Origin of the sequence: Planobispora rosea, assembly GCF_014648175.1 — a bacterium.
In the GTDB taxonomy this organism is placed as follows: domain Bacteria; phylum Actinomycetota; class Actinomycetes; order Streptosporangiales; family Streptosporangiaceae; genus Planobispora; species Planobispora rosea.
In genome coordinates, this window is sequence record NZ_BMQP01000014.1 from 115,795 (window position 1) to 136,798 (window position 21,004).

Annotated in this window: 5 protein-coding genes; 2 read left to right on the forward strand and 3 right to left on the reverse strand. The window is 73.6% G+C overall.

Features of this window, described 5'->3' with window-relative positions:
- Nucleotides 1-62: 62 nt before the first annotated feature.
- The 3 genes from IEZ08_RS16315 to IEZ08_RS16325 all read right to left on the reverse strand — a co-directional run bounded on the left by IEZ08_RS16315 (nt 63) and on the right by IEZ08_RS16325 (nt 12,943).
- The gene (locus IEZ08_RS16315) at nt 63-2,324 is read right to left on the reverse strand and encodes a hypothetical protein (RefSeq protein WP_141703923.1); all 2,262 of its coding nucleotides are present in this window, start codon (nt 2,322-2,324) and stop codon (nt 63-65) included.
- A 15-nt stretch (nt 2,325-2,339) separates the two neighbouring features.
- A complete protein-coding gene (locus tag IEZ08_RS16320; protein WP_189242413.1) occupies nt 2,340-11,885 on the reverse strand; it encodes a calcium-binding protein in 9,546 nt (3,181 codons plus the stop codon).
- Between the two features lie 218 nt (nt 11,886-12,103).
- The gene (locus IEZ08_RS16325) at nt 12,104-12,943 is read right to left on the reverse strand and encodes an alpha/beta fold hydrolase (RefSeq protein ID WP_068923256.1); all 840 of its coding nucleotides are present in this window, start codon (nt 12,941-12,943) and stop codon (nt 12,104-12,106) included.
- 717 nt (nt 12,944-13,660) lie between these two features.
- Here IEZ08_RS16325 and IEZ08_RS16330 point away from each other — a divergent pair.
- Nucleotides 13,661-19,495, forward strand: a complete 5,835-nt coding sequence (locus IEZ08_RS16330; protein WP_189242414.1) for a non-ribosomal peptide synthetase/MFS transporter — start codon at nt 13,661-13,663, stop codon at nt 19,493-19,495.
- The gene (locus IEZ08_RS16335; RefSeq protein ID WP_068923254.1) at nt 19,492-21,000 is read left to right on the forward strand and encodes a class I adenylate-forming enzyme family protein; all 1,509 of its coding nucleotides are present in this window, start codon (nt 19,492-19,494) and stop codon (nt 20,998-21,000) included. The genes IEZ08_RS16330 and IEZ08_RS16335 overlap by 4 nt, the downstream gene beginning before the upstream one ends.
- Nucleotides 21,001-21,004: the final 4 nt, after the last annotated feature.

Here is a 21,004-nt window from a genome sequence, read left to right on the forward strand (position 1 = left end):
AGCGGGCGGGGATCACATCCGGGCAGAGATCACGTCCGGCGGGGATCGCGTCCGGGCAGAGATCACGTCCGGGCCAGGAGGACTCCTCCCTCACCGCTCTTCCTGATCACGATGACCGCGTAGACGCCGGTCACCTTCGGATCCGTGATGGTGACCCGCTCGGCCTTGTTCGGGCCGCCGCCCGCCGAGCCGCGGGCGCTGGAGCGCGGCAGGCCCCACTTCGCGGAGTCCGGTGCCAGCACGAAGAGATCGACGTCCTGCCCGTTGCGCGGGACGACGCTGAGCGTCGCGGGCACGCCCTTGTCGATCCAGGTCGTGCGGATCTCCACCAGCCGGTCGGCGCCCATGCTGAACTCCATGGGCGTGCCCTTCTCCAGGTCGCCGTCGGGTGCGACGGCCACCTCCGTCAGGTGCTCCTGGTAGTCGGTGCCGGAGGTGACGGTCGCCGCGAAGGGCTCGTCGCCGGGAGTGGGCTGCACGGCGACGAAGTCCGGGCTCGAGGCGGACCACTGCGCGCTGGTGACGGCCGACTGCGGGTCGCGGGCCACCTTCAGGTCCACGTCCGAGCCGTCCGCCCCGGAGGGGGTCGTCGCCACCACGGACCAGCTGCCGGCCACGGAGAAGAAGTCCTGGACCAGCGGGACGTTCGCGGGCCGGTACGCCGCCTTCCTGTCGTCGAGGATCTCGTAGTGGTCGAGCCGGACGGTGTTGTGGAACAGCACCGCGCGCGCCTCGGCCTGGTTCTGGGCGGGCAGCGCGGCCGCGAAGTCGTGGACGCCGGCGACGGGTGCCTTCAGGAAGGCCGCCACCACCCCCTCGGGCCCCAGGCTGGAGACGTCCCAGTACTTCTCGTTGCGCGTCCCGGAGTCGGCCAGGTCGAGCAGGGCGCCGGCCACGCGACCCTCGGTCCAGTCCGCCTTGACCCCGCTCGGCCAGCCCTCGCTGAACCAGCGCGGGCTCTCCAGGTCGATCGCGGCCTCGGTGCCCCAGCGGTAGTGCGTGTCGCCGTAGGTCTGGACCGCCACCCAGTCCGCCCACCCCTCCACCCAGGCGCAGACCGGGCCGGAGGGCTCCTTCATGTAGTGCTCCTGGCAAGCGTCTTCGGGCCGGGGCAGGGAGCCGTGGGTGTAGTCCATGATGAAGTGCCCCAGCTCGTGCGCGACGGTCATCTTCCGCAGGTGAACCGGCGCGGTCAGCTGGATCTCGTACCGGTCGGCGCACTTGCCGGGAACGGTGCCCGGACAGTAGTAGGAGCTGTCGAGCACCCTGTCGGGCGCCCAGACGACGGTGACCAGCTGGCACGACGCCTGGCCGGGTTTCCAGCAGTCGTTCCCGGGCCGGTTCAGCCAGCCGGTGTAGGCCTTCCAGGTGTCGAAGGCGGCGGTGAAGACCCGGAAGGCGCCCTCCACCGGGCTGCCGCGCTCGCTCTCGTAGTCGATGATCGTCAGGTTGGTGCCGGCGGGCACGTCGTGCGTCACCTCGCCGGTGGCGATGTAGTCGTCGTAGTCGTCCCCGGCGTCCTCGCCGTCGGGCCTCACGACCTGCCAGCGGTAGCCGATCGGCCTCACTTCGAGGTAGACGTCCTGGCCGCTGCCGTCCTCCTCGGTGCCCGGGAAGCACACCGTGTAGTCGCCCGCCTCGTCGGTCAGCGCGAACCCGATCTTCTGGGACCCGCCGCCGCCGTCGTCGTCCCGCGCCTCCACGGACACCATGGGCACGCCCCTGACCGTGCCGTCCTCCGCCTGGACGTGCTTGACGCGCCCGCGCACGCACGTGTCCCCCGCCAGGGAGGTCGTCCGCGCCGGCGTCCGCGCGCGGCGTCCGCCCTCGCCCGGCGGCATGCCGAAGATCGACGACTTCTCCCCGATCGTGAGGTAGACCAGCCCCTCGCTGACCGGACCGGGCCGCGCGTCCCGCGCCCAGGCACGGACCGCGGCGGGGCCGGGCGCGACCGCGGTGACCACGCCCTCGTACCGGACCGGCGTCCCGCGCCGGACGCGCCCGGTGCGGGCGGCCCGGTCCACGGGGCTGCGCCCGATCATCGCCGCCGTGCGGGTGAGCCCGGCGGGCGGGCTCGCCCACCGCAGGGTCTCCGGCAGCTCGATGACCGTCGTGGCGTCCGGCACGTCCTGCCCGGCGACCACGTCCACGGTGAGTTTCGCGCTCTCTCCCACCGCCGGGGCCCGGTCGAGGGAGACCTTCACGGTGAAGCAGTCACCCGGATCACACGAGGGCGATCCCGCGTGGGCGGGAGCGGGGGCCGCGGCGAGTCCCGCGGCCACCAGCCCGCCGGCCAGCACGGCCGTCAGCAATCGGCGCAACATCGGTATATCTCCTGATCATTCCGCGCAGGCGATGGGGTCGTCGAAGTGTCCGGGTGAGGTGGGGTACGGCGAGCCGCTGTCGTTGGCGGGGATCGCCAGCTCCCGCTGTCCCGAGGCGTCACCCGGGCTGCGGCCCGCGCCCGCGCCCCAGGCCACCTTGGCCAGGAAGTCCCGCATCGCCGGGGAGTGCTGGCGGACGATGTTGTGCCCGCCGTTGGCCGGGCCGCAGTGCGTGAACAGGTTGAACGAGCCGTTCCAGTCGATCATCTTGTCGCCCGGGTTGGGTCCGTTGGCGGTCCGGTCGCCCTGCATCACGTCCCGGTCCGCCCCGCCGTACTGCCAGTCGACTCCCTGGTGGTGCTGGTCGTCGGGGACGGCGGCGTTGTCCTTGCCGGTCATCCGGAACCACAGGCAGGGATCGACGACGGTGGTGAGCGTGCCGTCGGGCATGCGGCCCGGTGCGCAGTTGCCCGGGTAGGAGCCGCGCGGGTTGTAGTCGAGCAGGTCGGCTCCGGCCCCGCCGAAGACGTGATCGACGAAACGGTCGCCGGTGCCCCGGGCGGCCGGGTCGAACACGCCGCCGGTGCGGCAGTCGGCGGTGGCCGCGTCCAGGACGGGGTCGCAGCCCTTGCCACCCCAGATGACGTCCGCGCCGTCGCCGCCGAAGACCTCGTCCCCGCCGCTGTCACCGTTGATCAGGTCGTCGCCCGCACCGCCGTGCAGGCTGTCGCGGCCCGGCCCGCCGCGCATGCGGTCGTCACCGCCCGCGGCGAACCCGTCGTGCGCCATGACCGCCGCCACCCAGGTGTCGCCGTCCGCGTCGTGCAGCAGGTCGGTGCGGCGGTCGTAGGACCCGACCGGGAAGCCCCGGTAGGTCTCCTTCGGCGGGGCGTTGAGGCTGACGGTGAAGCCCAGGCGCTGGGCGTCCGCGGCGTCGATGCGCTCGTTCACCACGCCGCCGCGGTCGCCGAGCATGGCGTCCTCGCCCTCGCCTCCCTCCAACTGGTCGTCGCCGAGCTCGCCGAACAGGTCGTCGTCGCCCGCGCCGCCGGAGAGCCGGTCGTCGCCGTCCTGCCCCCAGAGCCCGTCGTCGCCCGCGTCGCCGTACAGCTGGTCGGCGCCGGAGGAACCCGCCGGCTCACACGTCGGCTGGGCCTCGGTGCAGAACCGGGTGGAGCCGCCGGGCAGGGCCGGGTCGTGGGTACGGCTGCGCGTCGCGTCGGCGGGCGCCTGTCCGGCCGGGTAGCGCTGGGTGTAGGCCCGCTCACCGGCCGGAGTGAGCGTGCGGACGAGCGAGCCGTTGTCACCGAGCAGCGCATCGGCCCCGCCGCCGCCCTCGATGGCGTCGGCCCCGTCGGCCGCGCCCGGGGTGGCCGAGCCGCCGATCAGGTCGTCCTGGCCCGGGGTGGCGTCCTGGCCCTCCAGCTCGGCGGGCCCGCTCCCGGTGCCGCGCCAGTCCGGGTGCTCCAGCGGCTCGGCGGCGGTCTGGGTGGAGGCGGCCGACAGCGGGAGGTCGCCGCGCAGCTGGTCGGCGCCGCCGCCGCCCTCGGCGTAGTCGCCGTGGCCGCCGCCGGAGAGGTGGTCGTCGCCGTCCTGTCCCCACAGCACGTCCACACCCGAACCGCCGGAGATCCGGTCGGCGCCCGAACCGTGGCCCAGGAGCCTGACCGCCCGCGGGGTCATGGGCGTGCCGTCCGCCCCGGCCCGGACCGTGACCCGGGCGGGCCCGCCCGCCGGAGCGGCCGGAGCGCCGTCGTCTGTCCGGGCGGCCGGGGTCCCGCCGCTCTCCGGAGCGGCCGGAGCGTCGCCGACCAGCGTGACCAGGGCGTTGTCGCCCGCGACGACGTCGTCGCCGGGACCGCCGAACAGCGCGTCGTCGGCGTCGGCCGCCGCCGTGTGCGAGCCGCCCACCACGTCGTCGTCACCCTGGTCGCCCTCGACCCAGTCGATGCCCTGGCCGCCTTCGGCGTAGTCGTCGCCCTCCTGGCCGCGCAGCCGGTCGGCGCCGCCCTGCCCGAAGATCGCGTCGTTGGCGGGGCCGCCGTCGGCGACGTCCGCGCCCGAGCCGCCGTCCAACAGCTCGACCCGGTGCGCGCGGAGCTGGCCGGTCCTGGCCGCGACCGGGGTCGCCGTGCCGGACGTGCTGAGGACCGCGTTGTCTCCGGCGATCACGTCGGGGCCCTCGCCGCCCAGCAGGGTGTCGCCCGCGTCGGGGTGCGGCCCGGAGCCGCCGCCGACGAGCTCGTCCTCACCCGCCTCGCCGGACACCCGGTCAGCGCCGTTGCCGCCCTCGAGGTGGTCGTCCCCGCCGTCGCCGTGCACCTCGTCGGCTCCGATCCCGCCGAAGGCGGTGTCGGCGTCGGCCCCGCCGTGGATCACGTCCGGGCCACCGGCCTCCCCGGGGGTGCCGTCCCGGTCGAAGGAGCCCGTGGCGTCACCGTTGTCCCCGACCAGCCGGTCGGCCCCGGTGTCGCCGTAGAGCGTGTCGCCCTCGTCGGGCTCCCCCGCCGTACGGCTGCCGCCGACGACCAGGTCGTCACCGGAGCCGCCGAACGCGGTGTCCTCACCCCGCTCGCCCGCGACCGTGTCGTCCTGGGCCCCGCCGTACAGGGCGTCGTCGCCCGTGCCGCCGGTCACCTCGTCGGCCCCGTCGTCGCCGAAGGCGGCGTCCGCCCCCGAGCCGCCGGTGACCGTGTCGGCGCCGGTCCCGCCGTACAGGGCGTCGTCGCCCCGCTCACCGCAGACCCGGTCGTCTCCGCCCCCGGCCTCGACCCGGTCGTCTCCTCCCCCGGCCGAGACGATCTCTTTGCCCGAACCGCCGAGGACGAGGTCGCGGCCGTCGCCGTCCGCGTCCGTCCCGGTGCAGGGCTCGGCGCGCCACCGGTCGCCGAAGACGGTCGCGCCGCCGTCGCCGCCCACGATGTGGTCGTCGCCGTCGCCGCCGACCAGCAGCTTGGCCGAGGGCTCGACGCCCTGGGGAAGCGGCAGGCGCCGTACCTGCCGGGCCGGGCCGTAGTCGTCGCGGCCCGCGGCCTCGCCGACGTCGGACGGTTCGGCGATCACCCAGTCGTCACCGGGTCCGCCGAAGATCTCGTCCTTGCCGTGGCCGCCCGCGAGCACGTCCTCGCCGCCGCCTCCGTGGATCTTCACGACCTCACCGGGCCGGGAGCCCCCGGCGACCAGGTCGACGGCCTGCCCGCCGTACACCGTGTCGTCGCCCGCGCCGGTGTCGACGGTGTTGGGACCCGAGTCGGCGGGGCCCGCGGCGTCGGGGCCGGTCTCCTCCTGCGGTCCGGTGTAGATCTCGTCGTCGGCGGAGCCGCCGGTGAGGGTGTCCCGGCCCGGGCCGCCGACCAGCAGGCTCCGCTGGGCGCGGAAGCGCGGGGAGGGATCGGTGGCGGCCAGCGGGCTGTCGGAGGCCACACCGATGGTGTCGTCCCCGCCGTTGCCCCACAGCCGGTTGCGGCCGAGCCCGGCGGCGATCCGGTCGTCGCCGTCGCCCGCGCCGTCGCCGGGCGCGCCGGGCAGGCCGTCGGCGTCCCAGTCGGCGACCTCGACCTCGCCCACCCGGCGGCTGCCGGGGTTCAGACGGCCGTCACCGGCGACCCAGCCGCCCGCGCCGCCCACGGTCAGGTAGTCGTCGCCCGGACCGCCCGCCACGATCACGGCCGTCGTGCCCTGCTCGTCGTACTGGTCGGTGCTGGTGATCTGGTCGTCACCCGCGCCGCCGTCCACCACGTTGTTCCCGGCCCCGGCCAGGATCAGGTCGTCGCCGGAGCCGCCGAACGCGACGACCTTCCGGTTGAAGGAGTACGGCGTGCCGGAGCCGTCGGCGTACCCCTGGAAGACCATCCGCAGGCTGCCCGTGGCGCCGCGGCCGTCGGCCAGCACCCGGTCCATGCCCGCCGTACGGTGCTCCTCGCGCACGCCCAGCGCGCTGACCACGAAGCCCTCGTCACCGGGGAGCTGGCTGACGGTCCACTGCTCGGCGTCGTCACCGGGCTCGGCGGTGCTGCCGCCCCTGGCCCCGCGCATCGGGCCGATGTGCAGGACCAGCGCGTCGCCGCTGGCGGTGGCGAGTTTGGGCGGCGGCTCGTCGCACTTCGGCCTGGCCGAGAAGTCGAGCAGCGTGGCCTCGACGATGGTCCAGTCGAAGCGCTTCTTGAAGATCGAGACCCCGATCTCCACCCAGGCCCTGAGGTAGACCTTGAGCTTGCCGTCCATGGTGAACAGGCACAGCGGGTTGCGCAGCAGGACGGCGGAGAACTCGGAGAACCTGAACTTGCCGTCGTTGGTCGGGTCGGCCCAGTTCATCGAGACGGTCAGGGTGATGCCCCCGCTGACCCCGGCCTTGACGAGCAGCAGGTCGACGGCCGCTCCGGCCTCCAGCCGGCCGGACAGGGTGATCGCCGGCAGGGGTTCGCCCCGCTCGTCGGTGGTCTTCAGATACAGGCTGTCGAGGATCTGGAGATCGACCTTGCCCTGCTCGATCGCCTTGCGGATGCCGTAGGTGTCGAAGCCCGCCCTGATCCGCGCCTCGACGCCGGCGGTGCCGGAGATGACCACCATGATGGGCGGCGGCGCGTAGACCGGGCCGAAGGACTGGCTGTAGGTGAAGCCCAGGCGCAGCGGGCCGGAGTCGAACTCGACCAGCTCCACGTCCTTGCCCATGAGCAGGCTGAAGATCGACCGGCCGGCGTTGTCGAGCACCGGGAAGGTGAAACCGGCGCTCGCGGCGTGCCGCATCGGCCCCTGCCCGGCGGCGGTCGCGGTCCTGTCCCCGGGATCGCCTCCCGTCTCGTCCCCGGTCTTGTCCCCGGCCTCGCCCTCGGTCTCGGTCTCGGCCTTCGCGCAGTTTCCGGCCCCCTGGTCGAGCGCCGCCAGCAGGTCGTCCGTCTCGGGGCTCACATCCTCGATCAGCGAGTCCGCCGTGTCCGGCGAGTTCTCGACGGCCAGCGCCCGGTCGCCGGCCACGGTGAAGCCGCCGAGCGGGATGTGCAGCTCGCCCTGGCAGTCGGGCAGCGCGGAGGCCAGCTCGACCACCTCGGTCACCCGCTCGACGAACTGCGTCGTACGGTTGCCGCCCAGGGTGTTGAACTTCTTGGCGATCGTCATCAGGTTGACGTCGCCGCCGCCCGCGGCCCGGCTCAGGTCCGACAACACCGGGATGGGCGCGTAGAGCTGGTCGATCACCGGTCTCACCGGGTCGGTGACCCGCTTGACCTGGGTCACCACCGGGCCCAGGACGCTGCGGAAGAAATCACCGGCCTCCAGGTTCACGTTCGTGAAGGCGATGGTCAGGTTCGCCGGATCGGGGGCGCCGCCCTTCGTCAGGTCCCAGTCGAGGTGGAAGTCGCCGAACAGGCCCGGGAGCATCGGCGAGCCGGGGGTCACGGTGAAGCGCCAGTCGACGGCGGCGTCGGCGCGCAGCGAGGTCTCCACCAGGTCGGCGGCGTCGGCGAGCTGCCGCAGCCCGATCCGGCCGACGGGCTTGAGCCCGACGGTGAAGGTGCCCGCGAACAGGTCGGGGGCCTGCTGCGCGGTGTTCTTCAGGGTGACGTCCAGGATCGCCAGCTTGGCGTTGATCTCCTCGGGGAGCGAGACGTTCACCCCGATACCGGCCCGGGGCCGGTTGTCCTGCGCGGCCTCCAGGAAGAAGCCGCTGGTCCGGTCCAGCCCCACGGTGGCCTCGAGGTGCCAGCCGATCTCGGCCCGCACGCCCTTGCCCGGCCCCTGGCGCAGCGCGAGACCGGGGATGCCGATGTCCAGCGGGCGCTCCAGGCCCTCGCAGTCCTTGACGCAGCCCCGCTCCGGGTCGATGGTGCCCCTGCCGATATTGATCTTGAATTTGATGCCGGTCAGCTCCGCGCCCTTGGCCTTGTCGCAGGCGGCGGGGTCGGTGGGCTCCGGCGCCTGCACGCAGGTGATCACCAGTTCCGCCCCCGAGCCGATCGTGGGGGCCAGCTCCGCCTCGTACCACTTGCGCAGGTCCTCGCCGGTGAGGGCCTTTCCGCCGTTGGGCAGTTTGCCGATCGCCGCCTTGATCTCCAGGCGCTTGGCGCCGACGAAGTCCGCGCCCTGCTGGAGGTCGTGGCCGACCAGGGGCAGCTTCCCGCCGTAGGCGGCGGTGCGCATGCCCGACTCCAGCGCGGTGAGGTAGCGGTCGATGCCGTCGCCCAGGTTGGCCCAGTCCAGCTCCATGTCGGCGGGCAGGGTGGAGAAGTCGAAGGCGGGCAGCTCCAGCCGGTCGATGTCGCCGGGCAGCTTCGCGGTCAGGTCGAACATCTCGGCCAGCGGGGCGGCCCTGGGCAACCGCAGGACGAGCGCGTGCTTGCCGTCCGCGGTGATCGGGCTGCCGTTGAGGTAGGCGGGCAGCATCGCGCACAGCGCCAGGTCGGTCTCCTCGCGCCGGGGGTCGCGCTCGCACGTGACCGGCTCGCTCGTCTCGTTGAGCGCCAGGTCGAGCCCGGCGAAGAAGTCGGCCGGCGGCACGGCCTCGCCGGGCTCGCCGGCGTAGCGGAGGGTCACGCCGTAGCCGAGCCTGGCCTGCAGCGGGTCGTCGCCCTCCTTGCCGACCGCGACGGGCAACGGCCCGATGTCGGCCTTGATGGCGCCGTCGAGCTGCGCCCTCGCCTCCAGGCCGAGACTGGAGTCGGTGTCGATGAGCAGGTCACTGGCGGGGTTGAAGTCGCGCTTGAGCGCCACCCGCAGGCCCAGCTGGATCTGGCCGTCGATCGTGGCGTCGAGCGTGCCGGAGCCGACGGCGCCGACCAGGCTGCGCTCCCCGAAGGAGAAACGCAGCGGCTCCTTCAGCGCCGCCTTCTTGTCGTAGGCCAGCCCGAGCCGGAGCCGTCCCTCCTCGTAGCCGATGTTCACCTGCCCGCCCAGCGCCTTGTCCAGCTCGGCGGCCAGCGCCTGCACGGTGTCCGGCGGGGCGGCGGTCAGCCGGTCGACCGCGTCCCTGAGCGGCGAGCGCAGCGTGTAGGCGGTGCCCGGTCCGGGGAGGGCCTGGCCGAACGTCGTGGTGAAGGCCATCGTGTGCGTGTCGCAGACGGCCGCGACGATCATCAGCCGGGTACCGATGATCACTCCGCGTCCCACGTGCGCCGGGGTGAAGGTACGCGAGGGGTCGGTGACGAAGCCGTTCTGGCTGCCGCAGGCGCCGTTGCCGTAGACGACGCCGGGACCCGCGCCCATCTCCTCGGCGGCGACCAGGTCGGAGAGGGAACGGCCCAGCAGCGGCAGCTCCGCCGTCATCGCCTCGCCCACCGGTCCGCTGCCCTTGACCTGGTCGAGCCGGTCGGCCAGCGTGTTCAGCGAGGTGATCAGGGCGCCGAACAGCGCGCGCGGGTTGCCGGGGTCGAAGGCGAACGCCTTGACCTTGCCGAGCTGGTCGAAGCCGTGGAAGAGCACCGTGTCCGGCGCGGTGATGTCCGGCATCTCCACCTCACCGGTCACCTTGCCGCCGAAGAAGTCCGCCATCCCCGGGACGCCCACGGTCAGCCGGGCCCGGGCCGCGGCGTCCACCTGGGACGTCAGGAGCTCTCCCGGGTTGCCCACCAGGCGCTCGAAGAACTGCGTCAGCCGTACGTCGCCGACATCCTTCAGCGCCACCTTCACCAGGTCACCGCCGCCCCTGCCGGACATGGCGAGGTCTCCGGTGAGCCGTACGCCCAGGTAGCCGGCGACCGCGTCGACGTCGACCGGGGTGCGCACCGACACACGCGCGCCGAACAGGTCGCGGCCGGTGCGCAGCATGATCCGGTCGGCCGGCCGGGGCAGCTCGGTCACCACGGTCGAGCTGCCGTCGGGGTTGGTGTGCCGGTAGGGACAGGCTTTCTGCTGGCCGTCGGGCCGGGTGGCGCACGCCTGCCCGGTGGCCGGGTCGCCGAGGTCGAGCACGACCGTGGCCTCGGCGTGGTAGCCGCGCATCACACCGGCCGTCGAGGTGGCCGCGTTGAGCTGGGCGAGCCCCGCGCGGCTCGCGAAGGTGTCGCCGAAGACGACCTGGCCGGTCATCGGGTCGGCGGCGGCGATCCGGTACGGCGCGCCGGCCGCGGGCACGCCCCCGCGCCACCCGTCTCCCGCGATGGTGACGGTGTCGGCGGTGTTGCCGGACACGATGCCGCTGGAGGCGCCCGCGGTGACCGTACGGCCGGTGAACTCCCCGGGCGTCCACTTCCGGCCGGCGTGCTTGAGGGTCGTGGCCGTGTAGCTGACACCGGTACCGGTACCGCTGCCGGCCTGGCCCGCGGGGTTGAGCGGCTCGGGCGCGGGGTTGACCGGACGGTCGATGACGAGCGTGAAGACGATTTTCTTGGTGGCGTCGTCGTAGCCCGCGCCGGCGACCTTGATGATCGCTCCGCCGGGCAGGTTCCGCGCCTTGCCGAGCGCGGCGAACAGGTCCTGGATCGAGGTGAACGTCGGCTGGCCGGTGGTGCGGTCGACGTTGTCGGCGACGAACTTCTCGATCGCCTCGGAGACACGTACCGCGTCGGCCAGGGAGCCGCGCATGAACGGCAGATCCACGTCGCCCTGGCCGCCCTGACCGTTCTGACCGCCCCAGCGGGCGCGCTGCGCGGCGGTGATCGCGTTGGCCAGGTGGGTCAGGCCGTCGAGCAGATCCTTCGGGGTGAGCGTCTGGAACCGGGCGAGCCGGTCGAGGTCGGGCTGGCTCACACTCACCTGCGGGCCGCCCGTCGCGAGGTCCGGCCAGCTGACGTCGACGGTCGCGGTGGCCCCCTCGACCTGGGCGCCCGCGAACGGCTGGGCCGTCACGCCCAGCTTCGCGGTGGCCGAGCCCTTCCTGGCGACGGTGAACAGCCCGGCCGCCGCGCCGTCCGCCCCCAGCTCCCGGAGGTCCAGCCGGCCGTCGCCGTCGGGGTCGGTGGAGGTGGAGGTGAGCGTGGAGGTGAAAGCGAGCTGCGAGCCCGCGGACAGGTCGACGCCGAGAATGCCGAAGGCCCCCGTGGGCCGGGCCCCCGCCGCCAGTCGCCCGTCGGCCTGGACGGTGACCGTGGTGTCCCTGCCCAGCCAGACGGATGTGGTGGCCGGATCGTAGAAGAAGGAGAGCTTCGCGCCGAGCTTCAGGGTGACGTTCACTCCTCCCGAGGTGACCAGCGAGACCCGGGGCTGGGAACTGCTGACGGACACGGGCCTGTCGGCGACCGTCCTGGTGATCTCCAGGGTCAGATCGAGGCGTCTGACCTGGCCCTCGGTCCCGGCCTTCGCCAGCAACCGGCCCGAGCGGGACCCGGTGATCGGGTACTCGTCCTTGAGGTCGGCCAAACTGGTGAGGTCTTCGAGCTGGTCGCGCACCGCCACGTCGAACAGGTCGTTCAGGCCCAGGCCGTGCTCGCCGCCGGGGACCAGGCCGACCAGGGGCAGTTGCGCCCCCATCGGGCCGAGGGTTTCCAGGCCCTTGCCGACCCGGGCGAAACGCTCGATCGCCGACAGGAAAGCGGTGGTCTCCGCGTCCCGCCGGACGGCCGCCGCGGCGGCCGTCGGCAGAGCCGGAATCAAACCCGCCAGGAAGCCCAGGACGCACAGGACTCTCAGCAATCGTTGCCTTACCACCACAGACCCCCATGGCCAGCCCACGACTATTCAGGGAGCTGTCTAGTGATCACGACTTGTGGATCACTTGGAGATCGGTTGGAGGCTCTCTCCACCCCACCGGTCCCACGGAGATCGCTCGGCGGCGTCACCCATCCGCCTGCGCACGGCGGACCCTGTCCCGCGGTCCATCGCGCCGGCGGCCGGGTTCACGCACCGATCCGTCAGCGCAGGAACCCCGCCAGCGTCTCCGTGAACCACCCGGGGTCGTCGAGCCAGGGATAGTGACCGCCACCCGGCAGCACGGCCAGCTCGGCCCCGGGGAACAGGCCGGCGTACTCGGCGGCCCGCTTCGGCGGGAGCGCCACGTCGTACTCCCCCGCGACGAGCATGACCGGCGCCCGGAGTCGGGCGAGGGCGGATCTGACGGCTTCCGGGTCGAAGGCTCCGGCCGAGTAGTAGACGGCCGCCGCGTCCGCGTTCTTCTGGCTCGCTCCCCGGGCGGCATGAGCCTGGGCGGCGGCGTCCCACCGGCCGTGGAAGAACGGGGTGATCGCCTCCCAGTCGTCCTCCGTGGCCCGGCCCGACCAGATCCGCTCGAACGCGGCGAAGGCACCCGGGAACCAGGGCTCCCCTCGACGGGGTTCGGCGCACTCCCGGCGGTCCAGGTCCGCGATCTCCAGGTCGACCACCCGCGGGCTGGGAGTGATCAGAACGAGGCGGCCGACGCGGTCGGGGTACCGGGCGGCGTACAGGAGGGCGACCGCCGCGCCGGCGGAGTGCCCGGCCAGGTCGAGCCGGTCCAGCCCGAGGTGGACGCGCAGTGCCTCGACGTCCTCCGCCTGCCGGTCGCACCGGTAGCTCGCCGGGTCCGCCGGGACGGCCGACTCCCCGGTCCCGCGCAGGTCCAGCAGCGCCAGCGGGTGACGCGCGGACAGCCCGCCCAGATCACCGAGGTAGGCCGAGGCCTGCATGGGACCACCGGGGACGCACACCAGCGGGCGGCCCTCGCCGGTCCGGTGGTACACGAGCCGCGTGCCGTCGGCGCCGTCGAAGATGACCATGCGGAGATCATATGCGCCGAGATCGGTAAGAGATCGTCAGGAGGTCACACGGCCGGACTGGCGGAGATCCTGACGGCTGCCTGATCGCCGTCGATCGACCGCGCGTACCGCGCGCCGGCCACGATGCCCACGCCACCTTCGACGCCCGTGTGTTCATCATTCCCGGCCCTGTCGAGGTCGCCGACCACTTCTTGTGACGGCAGCGCGACCGCGTCCGCAACAGCATCGCCATGGCCGCCCAGGCGGTGTTCCCCACAAGCGGTTCCACGGCGGCTCCACCGGTCAGATGCGGGAGATGCCATGGAGATGGCGGGTCTTCCTGTCGTGGGCAGCGCGTAGGGCAGCCCAAATAAAAGCGGGCGATACCCCACAAATCATGCATAAACCAGTGCGGGAGCGCTCCCACAACGCCCGGAAAACGCCCCTAAAACTAGGGAAGCGGTAGGGGAGTGTCAAGAAATCAGGAAGGCGCCGTATCCACATCCAGCGTAACTATCGGTGTAATCCTCGTGAAACACCAGGCCAGGCGTTTAACCCGCCAGTAATGCCCAAGTAACGCCTTGACGCGTTCGATCACGGCTACCTACTCTGCTCCGCAGTGGGAGCGTTCCCACGACTTCTGGCGGCCCTCGACGGCGACCCCTCGACGGAGAGACGCCCTCCATCCCCCACCGCCTCATCCTCGGCGGGTTCGTCCCGACATGAGGGAGAAGAACCATGCTCGACGAGCTGGACTCGCGCGTCGCCGCGTTGAGCCCCGCCAAGCGCGCCCTGCTGCTCCAGCGGTTGCGCGGTGGTGCCGCCGCGGCGGTCGCGCCGATCCCGCGCCGTCCCGCAGGCGCACCGGCTCCGCTCACGTTCGGCCAGGAGCGGATCTGGTTCCTCGACCAGCTCGACCCCGGCGACGTGGCGTTCAACATGTGCCTGACACAGCGGTGGCGGGGCAGGCTGGAGCTGGACGCCCTGCAGAGCGCCGTCACCGCCGTCGTCGGACGGCATGAGAGCCTGCGCACCCGCTTCCGGGCCGAGGACGGCACGCCGGTGCAGGAGGTCGTCCCGGAGGCCGCCGTACCGGTCGAGTTCCTCGACCACTCCGAGGCGGGGCCGGACGCGCCCGCGCCCGGGGAATGGGCGCGGGCGGCGGTCGCGGCGCGCACCAACACCCCCTTCGACCTGGCGCAGGCGCCGCTGCTGCGGGTGAGCGCGCTTCGCCTGGGCGCGGAGGACCACGTGATCTGCGTGGTCTGCCACCACATCGTGGCCGACGGGGTGTCGCTGAACCACTTCGCCGACGAGCTGGCCGCCCGGTACGGCGCGGGCCCGGCCTACGAGCCGCCCCCGCTGCCCGTGCAGTACCCCGACTTCGCCGCCTGGCAGCGGGAGCGCCTGACGGAGGAGGCGGTCGGGCGGTCCCTGGCGTACTGGACCGCGCGCCTGGCCGACCCGCCCGTGCTGGAGCTGCCCACCGACCGGCCCCGGCCGGCCGTGCACTCCTCCCGCGGCGACGTCGTCACGGTCACGCTCGGCGCGGAGCCGGCCGCGGCCCTGGAGGAGCTGGCCTCCCGGCACGGCGCGACGCTGTTCATGACCCTGCTCGCGGCCTACCAGGCGCTGCTCGCGCGGCACACCGGGCAGGAGGACATCTGCGTCGGATCCCCCGCCGCGGGACGGGACCGGGTGGAACTGGAGCCGCTCATCGGCTTCTTCCTCAACACCCTGGTGCTCCGCGGCGACCTGTCGGGGGACCCGGCGTTCCACGAGCTCCTCGACCGCACCCGCACCGCGGTGCTCGACGCCTTCGACCACCAGGACATCCCCTTCGAGCAGGTGATGGGCGAGCTGCGCGTCGAACGCGACCTCAGCCGCTCCGCGCTGTTCCAGACGATGTTCGTGCTGCACACCCAGAACGAGGGACGGGGCCCCGCGGTCCCCGAATCCCTGAGGGACCGGGGGATCGAAGAGATCACCGGATTCGACACCGGTTACACCGCGGCCAAGTTCGACCTGTCCCTCGACGCCTGGCGGACCCCGGACGGGCTGAACCTGGCGTTCGGGTACGCCACCGACCTGTTCGACCGCGACACCGTCACCGCCCTCGCCGGGCGCTTCACCCGGCTGCTCGCCGCCGTCGCCGCCGACCCCGGCCTGCGGCTGTCGGAGATCGACCCGTTGTCCGGGGAGGAGCGCCGGCGGATCCTGGAGTGGAGCGTCAACACCGCGCCGCCCTGCGCGGACACGGTCCCCGGCCTGTTCGCCGCGTCGCTGGCCGCCCGCCCCGACGCTCCCGCGGTGACCTGCGGCGGTCGCACGCTCACCTACGCCGAGCTGGACGCGCGCGCCGACGCCCTGGCACGGGCGCTGCGCGCGGCGGGAGCGGGCCCGGAGTCGGTGGTCGCCGTCGCGATGGACCGCTCCCCCGACCTGATCGCGGCCCTGCTGGCCGTCTGGAAGGCCGGCGGCGCCTATCTGCCGCTCGACCCGGCCTACCCGCCGTCGCGCCAGGCCGCCATGCTCGCCGACAGCGGCGCGCAGGTGGTGCTCACCACCACGGCGCTGCGCGAGCGCCTGCCGGACGGGCCGTACCGGGTGCTCCGCGTGGACGGCGAGCTGCCCCCGGGCACGCCGGACCCGCTGCCCGCCCCCGATCCCGGCCGCGCCGCCTACGTGATCTACACCTCCGGCTCCACCGGACGGCCCAAGGGCGTCGTGGTCGAGCACCGGGCGCTGGCGGCCCGGGTGGGCTGGATGCGGGAGGCGTACGGTCTCACCCCGGACGACCGGGTGCTGCAGTTCGCCACGGTCAGCTTCGACACCCACGCCGAGGAGGTCTATCCCTGCCTGGCCGCCGGGGCCGCGCTCGTACTGCTGCCCGGGGGCGGGGAGTTCCTGCCGGACTTCCTGGCCACGCCGTACGCCAGGGACCTGACCGTGCTCGACCTGCCCACTCCCTACTGGCACGAGCTGGTCACCGACCTGGAGACCGTGGACTGGCCGCCCGGCCTGCGGCTGACGATCCTCGGCGCCGACCAGGCGCAGGCGGCGGCCGTGACGGCGTGGCACCGGCACTTCGGCGGCCGGGTGCGCCTGATGAACACCTACGGCCCCACCGAGGCCACGATCATCGCCAGCGCCGCCGAGCTGCGCGCGGGCGACCGGCGCCCGCCGATCGGCAGGCCCATCGCGGCCACCTCCCTCTACGTGCTGGACGAGCGGCGGCGGCTCGCCCCCGTCGGGGTCCCGGGCGAGCTGTACATCGGCGGGGCCGGACTGGCCCGCGGCTACCTCGGCCGGCCCGATCTCACCGCCGAGCGCTTCGTCCCCGACCCGTACGGCGGCGGCCGCCTCTACCGCAGCGGCGACCGGGCCCGCTGGCGGGCCGACGGGGAGCTGGAGTTCCTCGGCCGCGCCGACGACCAGGTCAAGGTGCGCGGCTACCGGATCGAGCCCGGCGAGATCGAGTCCTGCCTGCTGGCGCATCCCGCGGTCGCCCAGGCCGTGGTCCTCGCCGAACGGGGAAACCTGCTGGCCTACGTGGTCCCGGCGGCCGAGGCGCCGGCAACGGGCGGCGCCCCGGGGGCCGACATGACCACGGGCGGCGCCCCGGCGGCCGGGGCCGGGCTGGGGCCGGAGCTGCGTGAGCACGTGGCGCGGGCCCTGCCCGCCCACATGGTGCCCGCCGCCGTGACGGTCGTGGACCGCCTGCCGCTGACGCCCAACGGCAAGCTGGACCGGGCCGCGCTGCCCGCCCCCGAGTTCGGCGGAGGCGGTTACGCCGCCCCCGCGACGCCCACCGAGCAGGCGATCGCCGGCATCTGGGCGCAGGTGCTCGGGACCGACCGGGTCGGCGTCGAGGACGACTTCTTCGAGCTGGGCGGCCACTCCCTGCTGGCCACCCAGGTCATCGCCAGGATGCGGCGCGCGCTCGGCGCGGGCGTCTCCCTGATGGACCTGTTCCGGCACCCCACCGTCCGCGCGCTCGCCGCCCTGGCCGACACCCCCGCCGACGCCAGGCGGCCCCGCCGCCTGCTGCACGAGCTCACCCCGCCGCTCCCGCAGGACCGGTGCGTGCTCACCTATGTCTGCGTGCCGTACGGCGGCGGCAGCGCGGTGGTCTACCAGCCGCTGGCCGACGCCCTGCCCGAGGGGTACCGGCTGCTCTCGCTGGCCGTGCCGGGGCACGACGTGGGCCTGACCGAGGATCCGCTGCCCTTCGACGAGCTCGCCGCCCGCTGCGTGGCCGAGGTCCTGGAGCGGGTGCGGGGCCCCGTGGTGGTCTACGGTCACAGCAGCGTGGGCTCGGCCCTGGCCGTGGAGGTCGCCCGGCGGCTGGAGGCGGCGGGCCGGGTGCCGGAGGCCGTCTACATCGGGGCGGCCTTCCCGTTCGCCCGGCCCCGCGGCCGGGTGATGAACGCGCTGTCCCGCCTGGCCCGCGCCTCCGCCGTGGCCTCCGACCGGGCCTACGGCAACTGGCTGGCCTCCATGGGCGTGGACCTCAGCGAGCTCACCCCCGAGCAGGCCCTGCACATCGTGCGCACCATGCGCGCCGAGGCCGAGCACGCCGAGCGGTACTTCACCGGTCTGCTCGACGGCGGGACCGCGCGGCTGCGGGCTCCGCTGGTCACGATCGCCGGTGCACGCGACCCGGCCACCGAGTACTACGAGGAGCGCTACCGCGAGTGGCACTTCCTGACCCCGACCAGTGTCCTGGTGGTGCTGGAGGAGGCGGGCCACTTCTTCGTCCGCTACCGCGCCGGGGAGCTGGCCGAGATCATCACCACCGCGCACCTCGCCGCGGATCCGGCGACGGACCCGGCGCAGAGGTCGGCGGCGGACCCGGCGCAGGGGCCTGCGGAGGGAGCGGAGGGGCGGCCGGCGGCGGGAGACGCGGCCGCATCGCCGCCGCGGCGCGAGGCCGGCGCGACCTGGTGGCTGGAGGCCGTCTCACGCTCCCCCGAGGCCGCGCGGCCCGCGGAGGCGACGGAGGTGGCGGAGGTGGCGGTGTCCTCGGGATCCGGGGAGGCCGCGGGGTTCGCGAAGGCCGCGAAGTCTGGGGAGGCCGTGAGGTCCGCGGAGGCCGCGGGCTCCGCGGGACCGGAACCCAGCATGCGGCGGTTCCTCGCGGTCGCCTCCGGCCAGCTCGTCTCGATCACCGGCTCCGCGCTCACCGAGTTCGCCATTCCCATCTGGATCTACCTGACGACCGGCTCCGTGGCCAGTTTCGCCCTGTTCGCGGTGCTCGGCCTGGTCCCCGGCCTGCTGGTCGCGCCGCTGGCGGGGGCGGTGGTCGACCGGGTCAGCCGCAGGAAGGTCATGCTCTGCGGTGACATCGCGGCCTTCGGCACCCAGCTCGCCCTCGGCGGCCTGATCTGGACGGGGAACCTGCAGACCTGGCACATCTACCCGCTCCTGGTCTGCCTGTCCGTCGCGCTCACCTTCCAGCGCCTGGCCTACGCCTCGGCCATCCCGCAGCTGGTCCCCAAGCGGTACCTGGGCCACGCCAACGGGGTCAACCAGATGGTCACCGGCGTCTCCCAGCTGCTCGTGCCGCTGGTCGCCGCCGGACTGGTGGCGGGCATCGGCCTGGAGGGCATCCTCGTCCTGGACGTGGTGAGCTACCTGTTCGCCATCGGCGTGCTGCTGGCCGTGCGTTTCCCCCGGACCATGGCCCACCGCCGCCGGGAGACGGTGACGGCCGAGATCGTCGAGGGCTTCCGCTACTCGTGGGGGCACCGCGGCTTCCGGAGCATGCTGCTCTTCTTCGCGGTCCTCAACGTCTTCCTCGCACCGCTGTTCCTGATGATCTCTCCGCTGGTGCTGTCGTTCGGGACGCTCGGCGACGTGGGACGGGTCTCCTTCGCCTCGGGGCTGGGCGTGTTCCTCGGCGGCCTGGTGATGAGCGTGTGGGGCGGCCCGAGGCGGCTGCGGGTGCGCGGGATGTTGCTGTTCACCCTCGTCCTGGGCCTGTTCTGCCTGGTCACGGGGGTACGGGAGGACCTGGTCGTCATCGGGGCGGGCGCGTTCGGCATGGGGATGGCGCTCACCCTGGTGAACGGGATCTACGCCACGATCGTCCAGGTCAAGGTGGCGCAGCGGTTCCACGGGCGGGTGTTCGCGCTCAACACGATGATCGCGTGGTCCACCATGCCGATCGGGTTCGGCCTGGTCGCACCGTACTCGTCGGCCGTGCTGGAGCCGCTCATGACACCGGACGGGCCGCTCGCCCCGACCCTGGGGGCGCTCCTGGGCACCGGTCCCGGCCGGGGCATCGCGCTGATGTACGTGATCTGCGCCGTGATGATCCTGGTGATCGCCGGTACGGCGCTGCGCCTGCGCTCGCTGACCCGCTTCGACCGGGAAGCGGTGGACTCCGTCCCCGACGACGTGCTCGGGTCCGTCGCCCTGGTCCGCCGGCGCCGGGCGGTCGGCGGCGCGAGCGACCGCGACGTGGGTGACGGCGCCGCAGGTGACGGCGGCATGGACGGCGGCATGGACGGCGGCATGGACGGCGGCGCGGATGAGCGCGTCCCGCACCGGGAGAAGGAGCTGCGATGACGGACACGCCGGTGGTGCGGACCGTACCGGACCTGCTGCGGCTGCGCGCCGCCCAGGACCCCGGACGGACCGCGATCGAGGTGGCGGGCGGTGACGCGCTGACCTTCGAGGAGTGGGAGCGGCGTTCGGACGCCGTCGCCCACGGCCTGCTCGGCCTGGGGGTGCGCCCCGGCGACCGGGTCGGGCTGCTGTTCGGCGGCGGGGACTGGACCGGCTTCGCCGTCGCCTACTGCGCCGCGCAGAAGGCCGGGGCGGTGGCCGTGCCGCTCTCCGACCGCCTCGCCGCGCCGGAGGCCGGGTACATGCTCGACCACTGCTCGGCCTCCGTCGTGGTGCACGCCGAGGGACTGACCCCGCCGGCGGGGCCGTACCCCGCCGTGCCCGCCGCGCGGCTGGAGAACGGCGGCGAGGGTCCCACCGGGATCCGGGTCCGGTCGGGCGACCTGGCTCAGATCCTCTACACCTCGGGCACCACCGGGCGGCCCAAGGGCGTCAGCGCCAGTCACGCCAACCTGGTCCACGGCTGCGAGACCCGGCCGAAGCGGCGCCGCTTCCGGCACTCCGAGCACCTGCTGCACGCCTTCCCGATCGGGACCAACGCCGGTCAGAGCATGCTGATGAACGCCCTGGACGCCTACCCCACGGTCGTGACCCTCGCCCGGTTCACCCCGGGCAGGTTCGCCCGGCTGATCGAGTCGTACCGGGCCGGAACCGTCTTCGTCGTGCCCGCGATGGTGATCGAACTGCTCAACTCGGGGCTGCACGAGCGCCACGACCTGTCGAGCGTCGTGCTCCTCGGCTCGTCGGCGGCGGCCCTCCCCCCGGCGCTGTCCGCCCGGCTGGCCGCGGCCTTCCCCAACGCCACGGTGACGAACTACTACACCTCCACCGAGGCGGCCCCCGCCCAGACGATCATGATCTACGACCCGGCCAGGCCCGCCGCGCTGGGCCGCCCGGCCTTCGGCGGCGCCCTGCGCGTCGCCGACCGCGAGGGCCGCCCGCTGCCGCCCGGCGAGACGGGCGAGATCTGGCTGCGCTCCCCCGCGGCCACCCGCAGCTACTACGGCGACGACCGGGCCAGCGCCGAGACGTTCCGGGACGGCTGGGTGCGGATGGGGGACGTCGGGCACCTCGACGCCGACGGCTACCTCTACCTGGACGACCGGGAGAGCGACGTGGTGAAGACCGGGGCCTTCAAGGTCTCGACGCTCCAGGTGGAGGCCGCGCTGTACGAGCACCCGCAGATCAAGGAGGCGGCGGTGGTCGGCGTCGCGCACCAGGTGCTGGGCACCGTGCTCGCCGCCGCCGTCGTGCCGCGCTCCCCGGACCTGTCCACCGGCGAGCTGCGCGCCTTCCTGATGGACCGGCTGGCCCGGCACGAGCTGCCCGAACGGGTGCTGGTCATGGACACGCTGCCCAGGAACCAGTCCGGCAAAGTCATCAAGGGGCGCCTGCGGGAACTGCTCGACGGCCCCGCGGCCCAGGCACGAACGGAAGGTGCGTGACGCC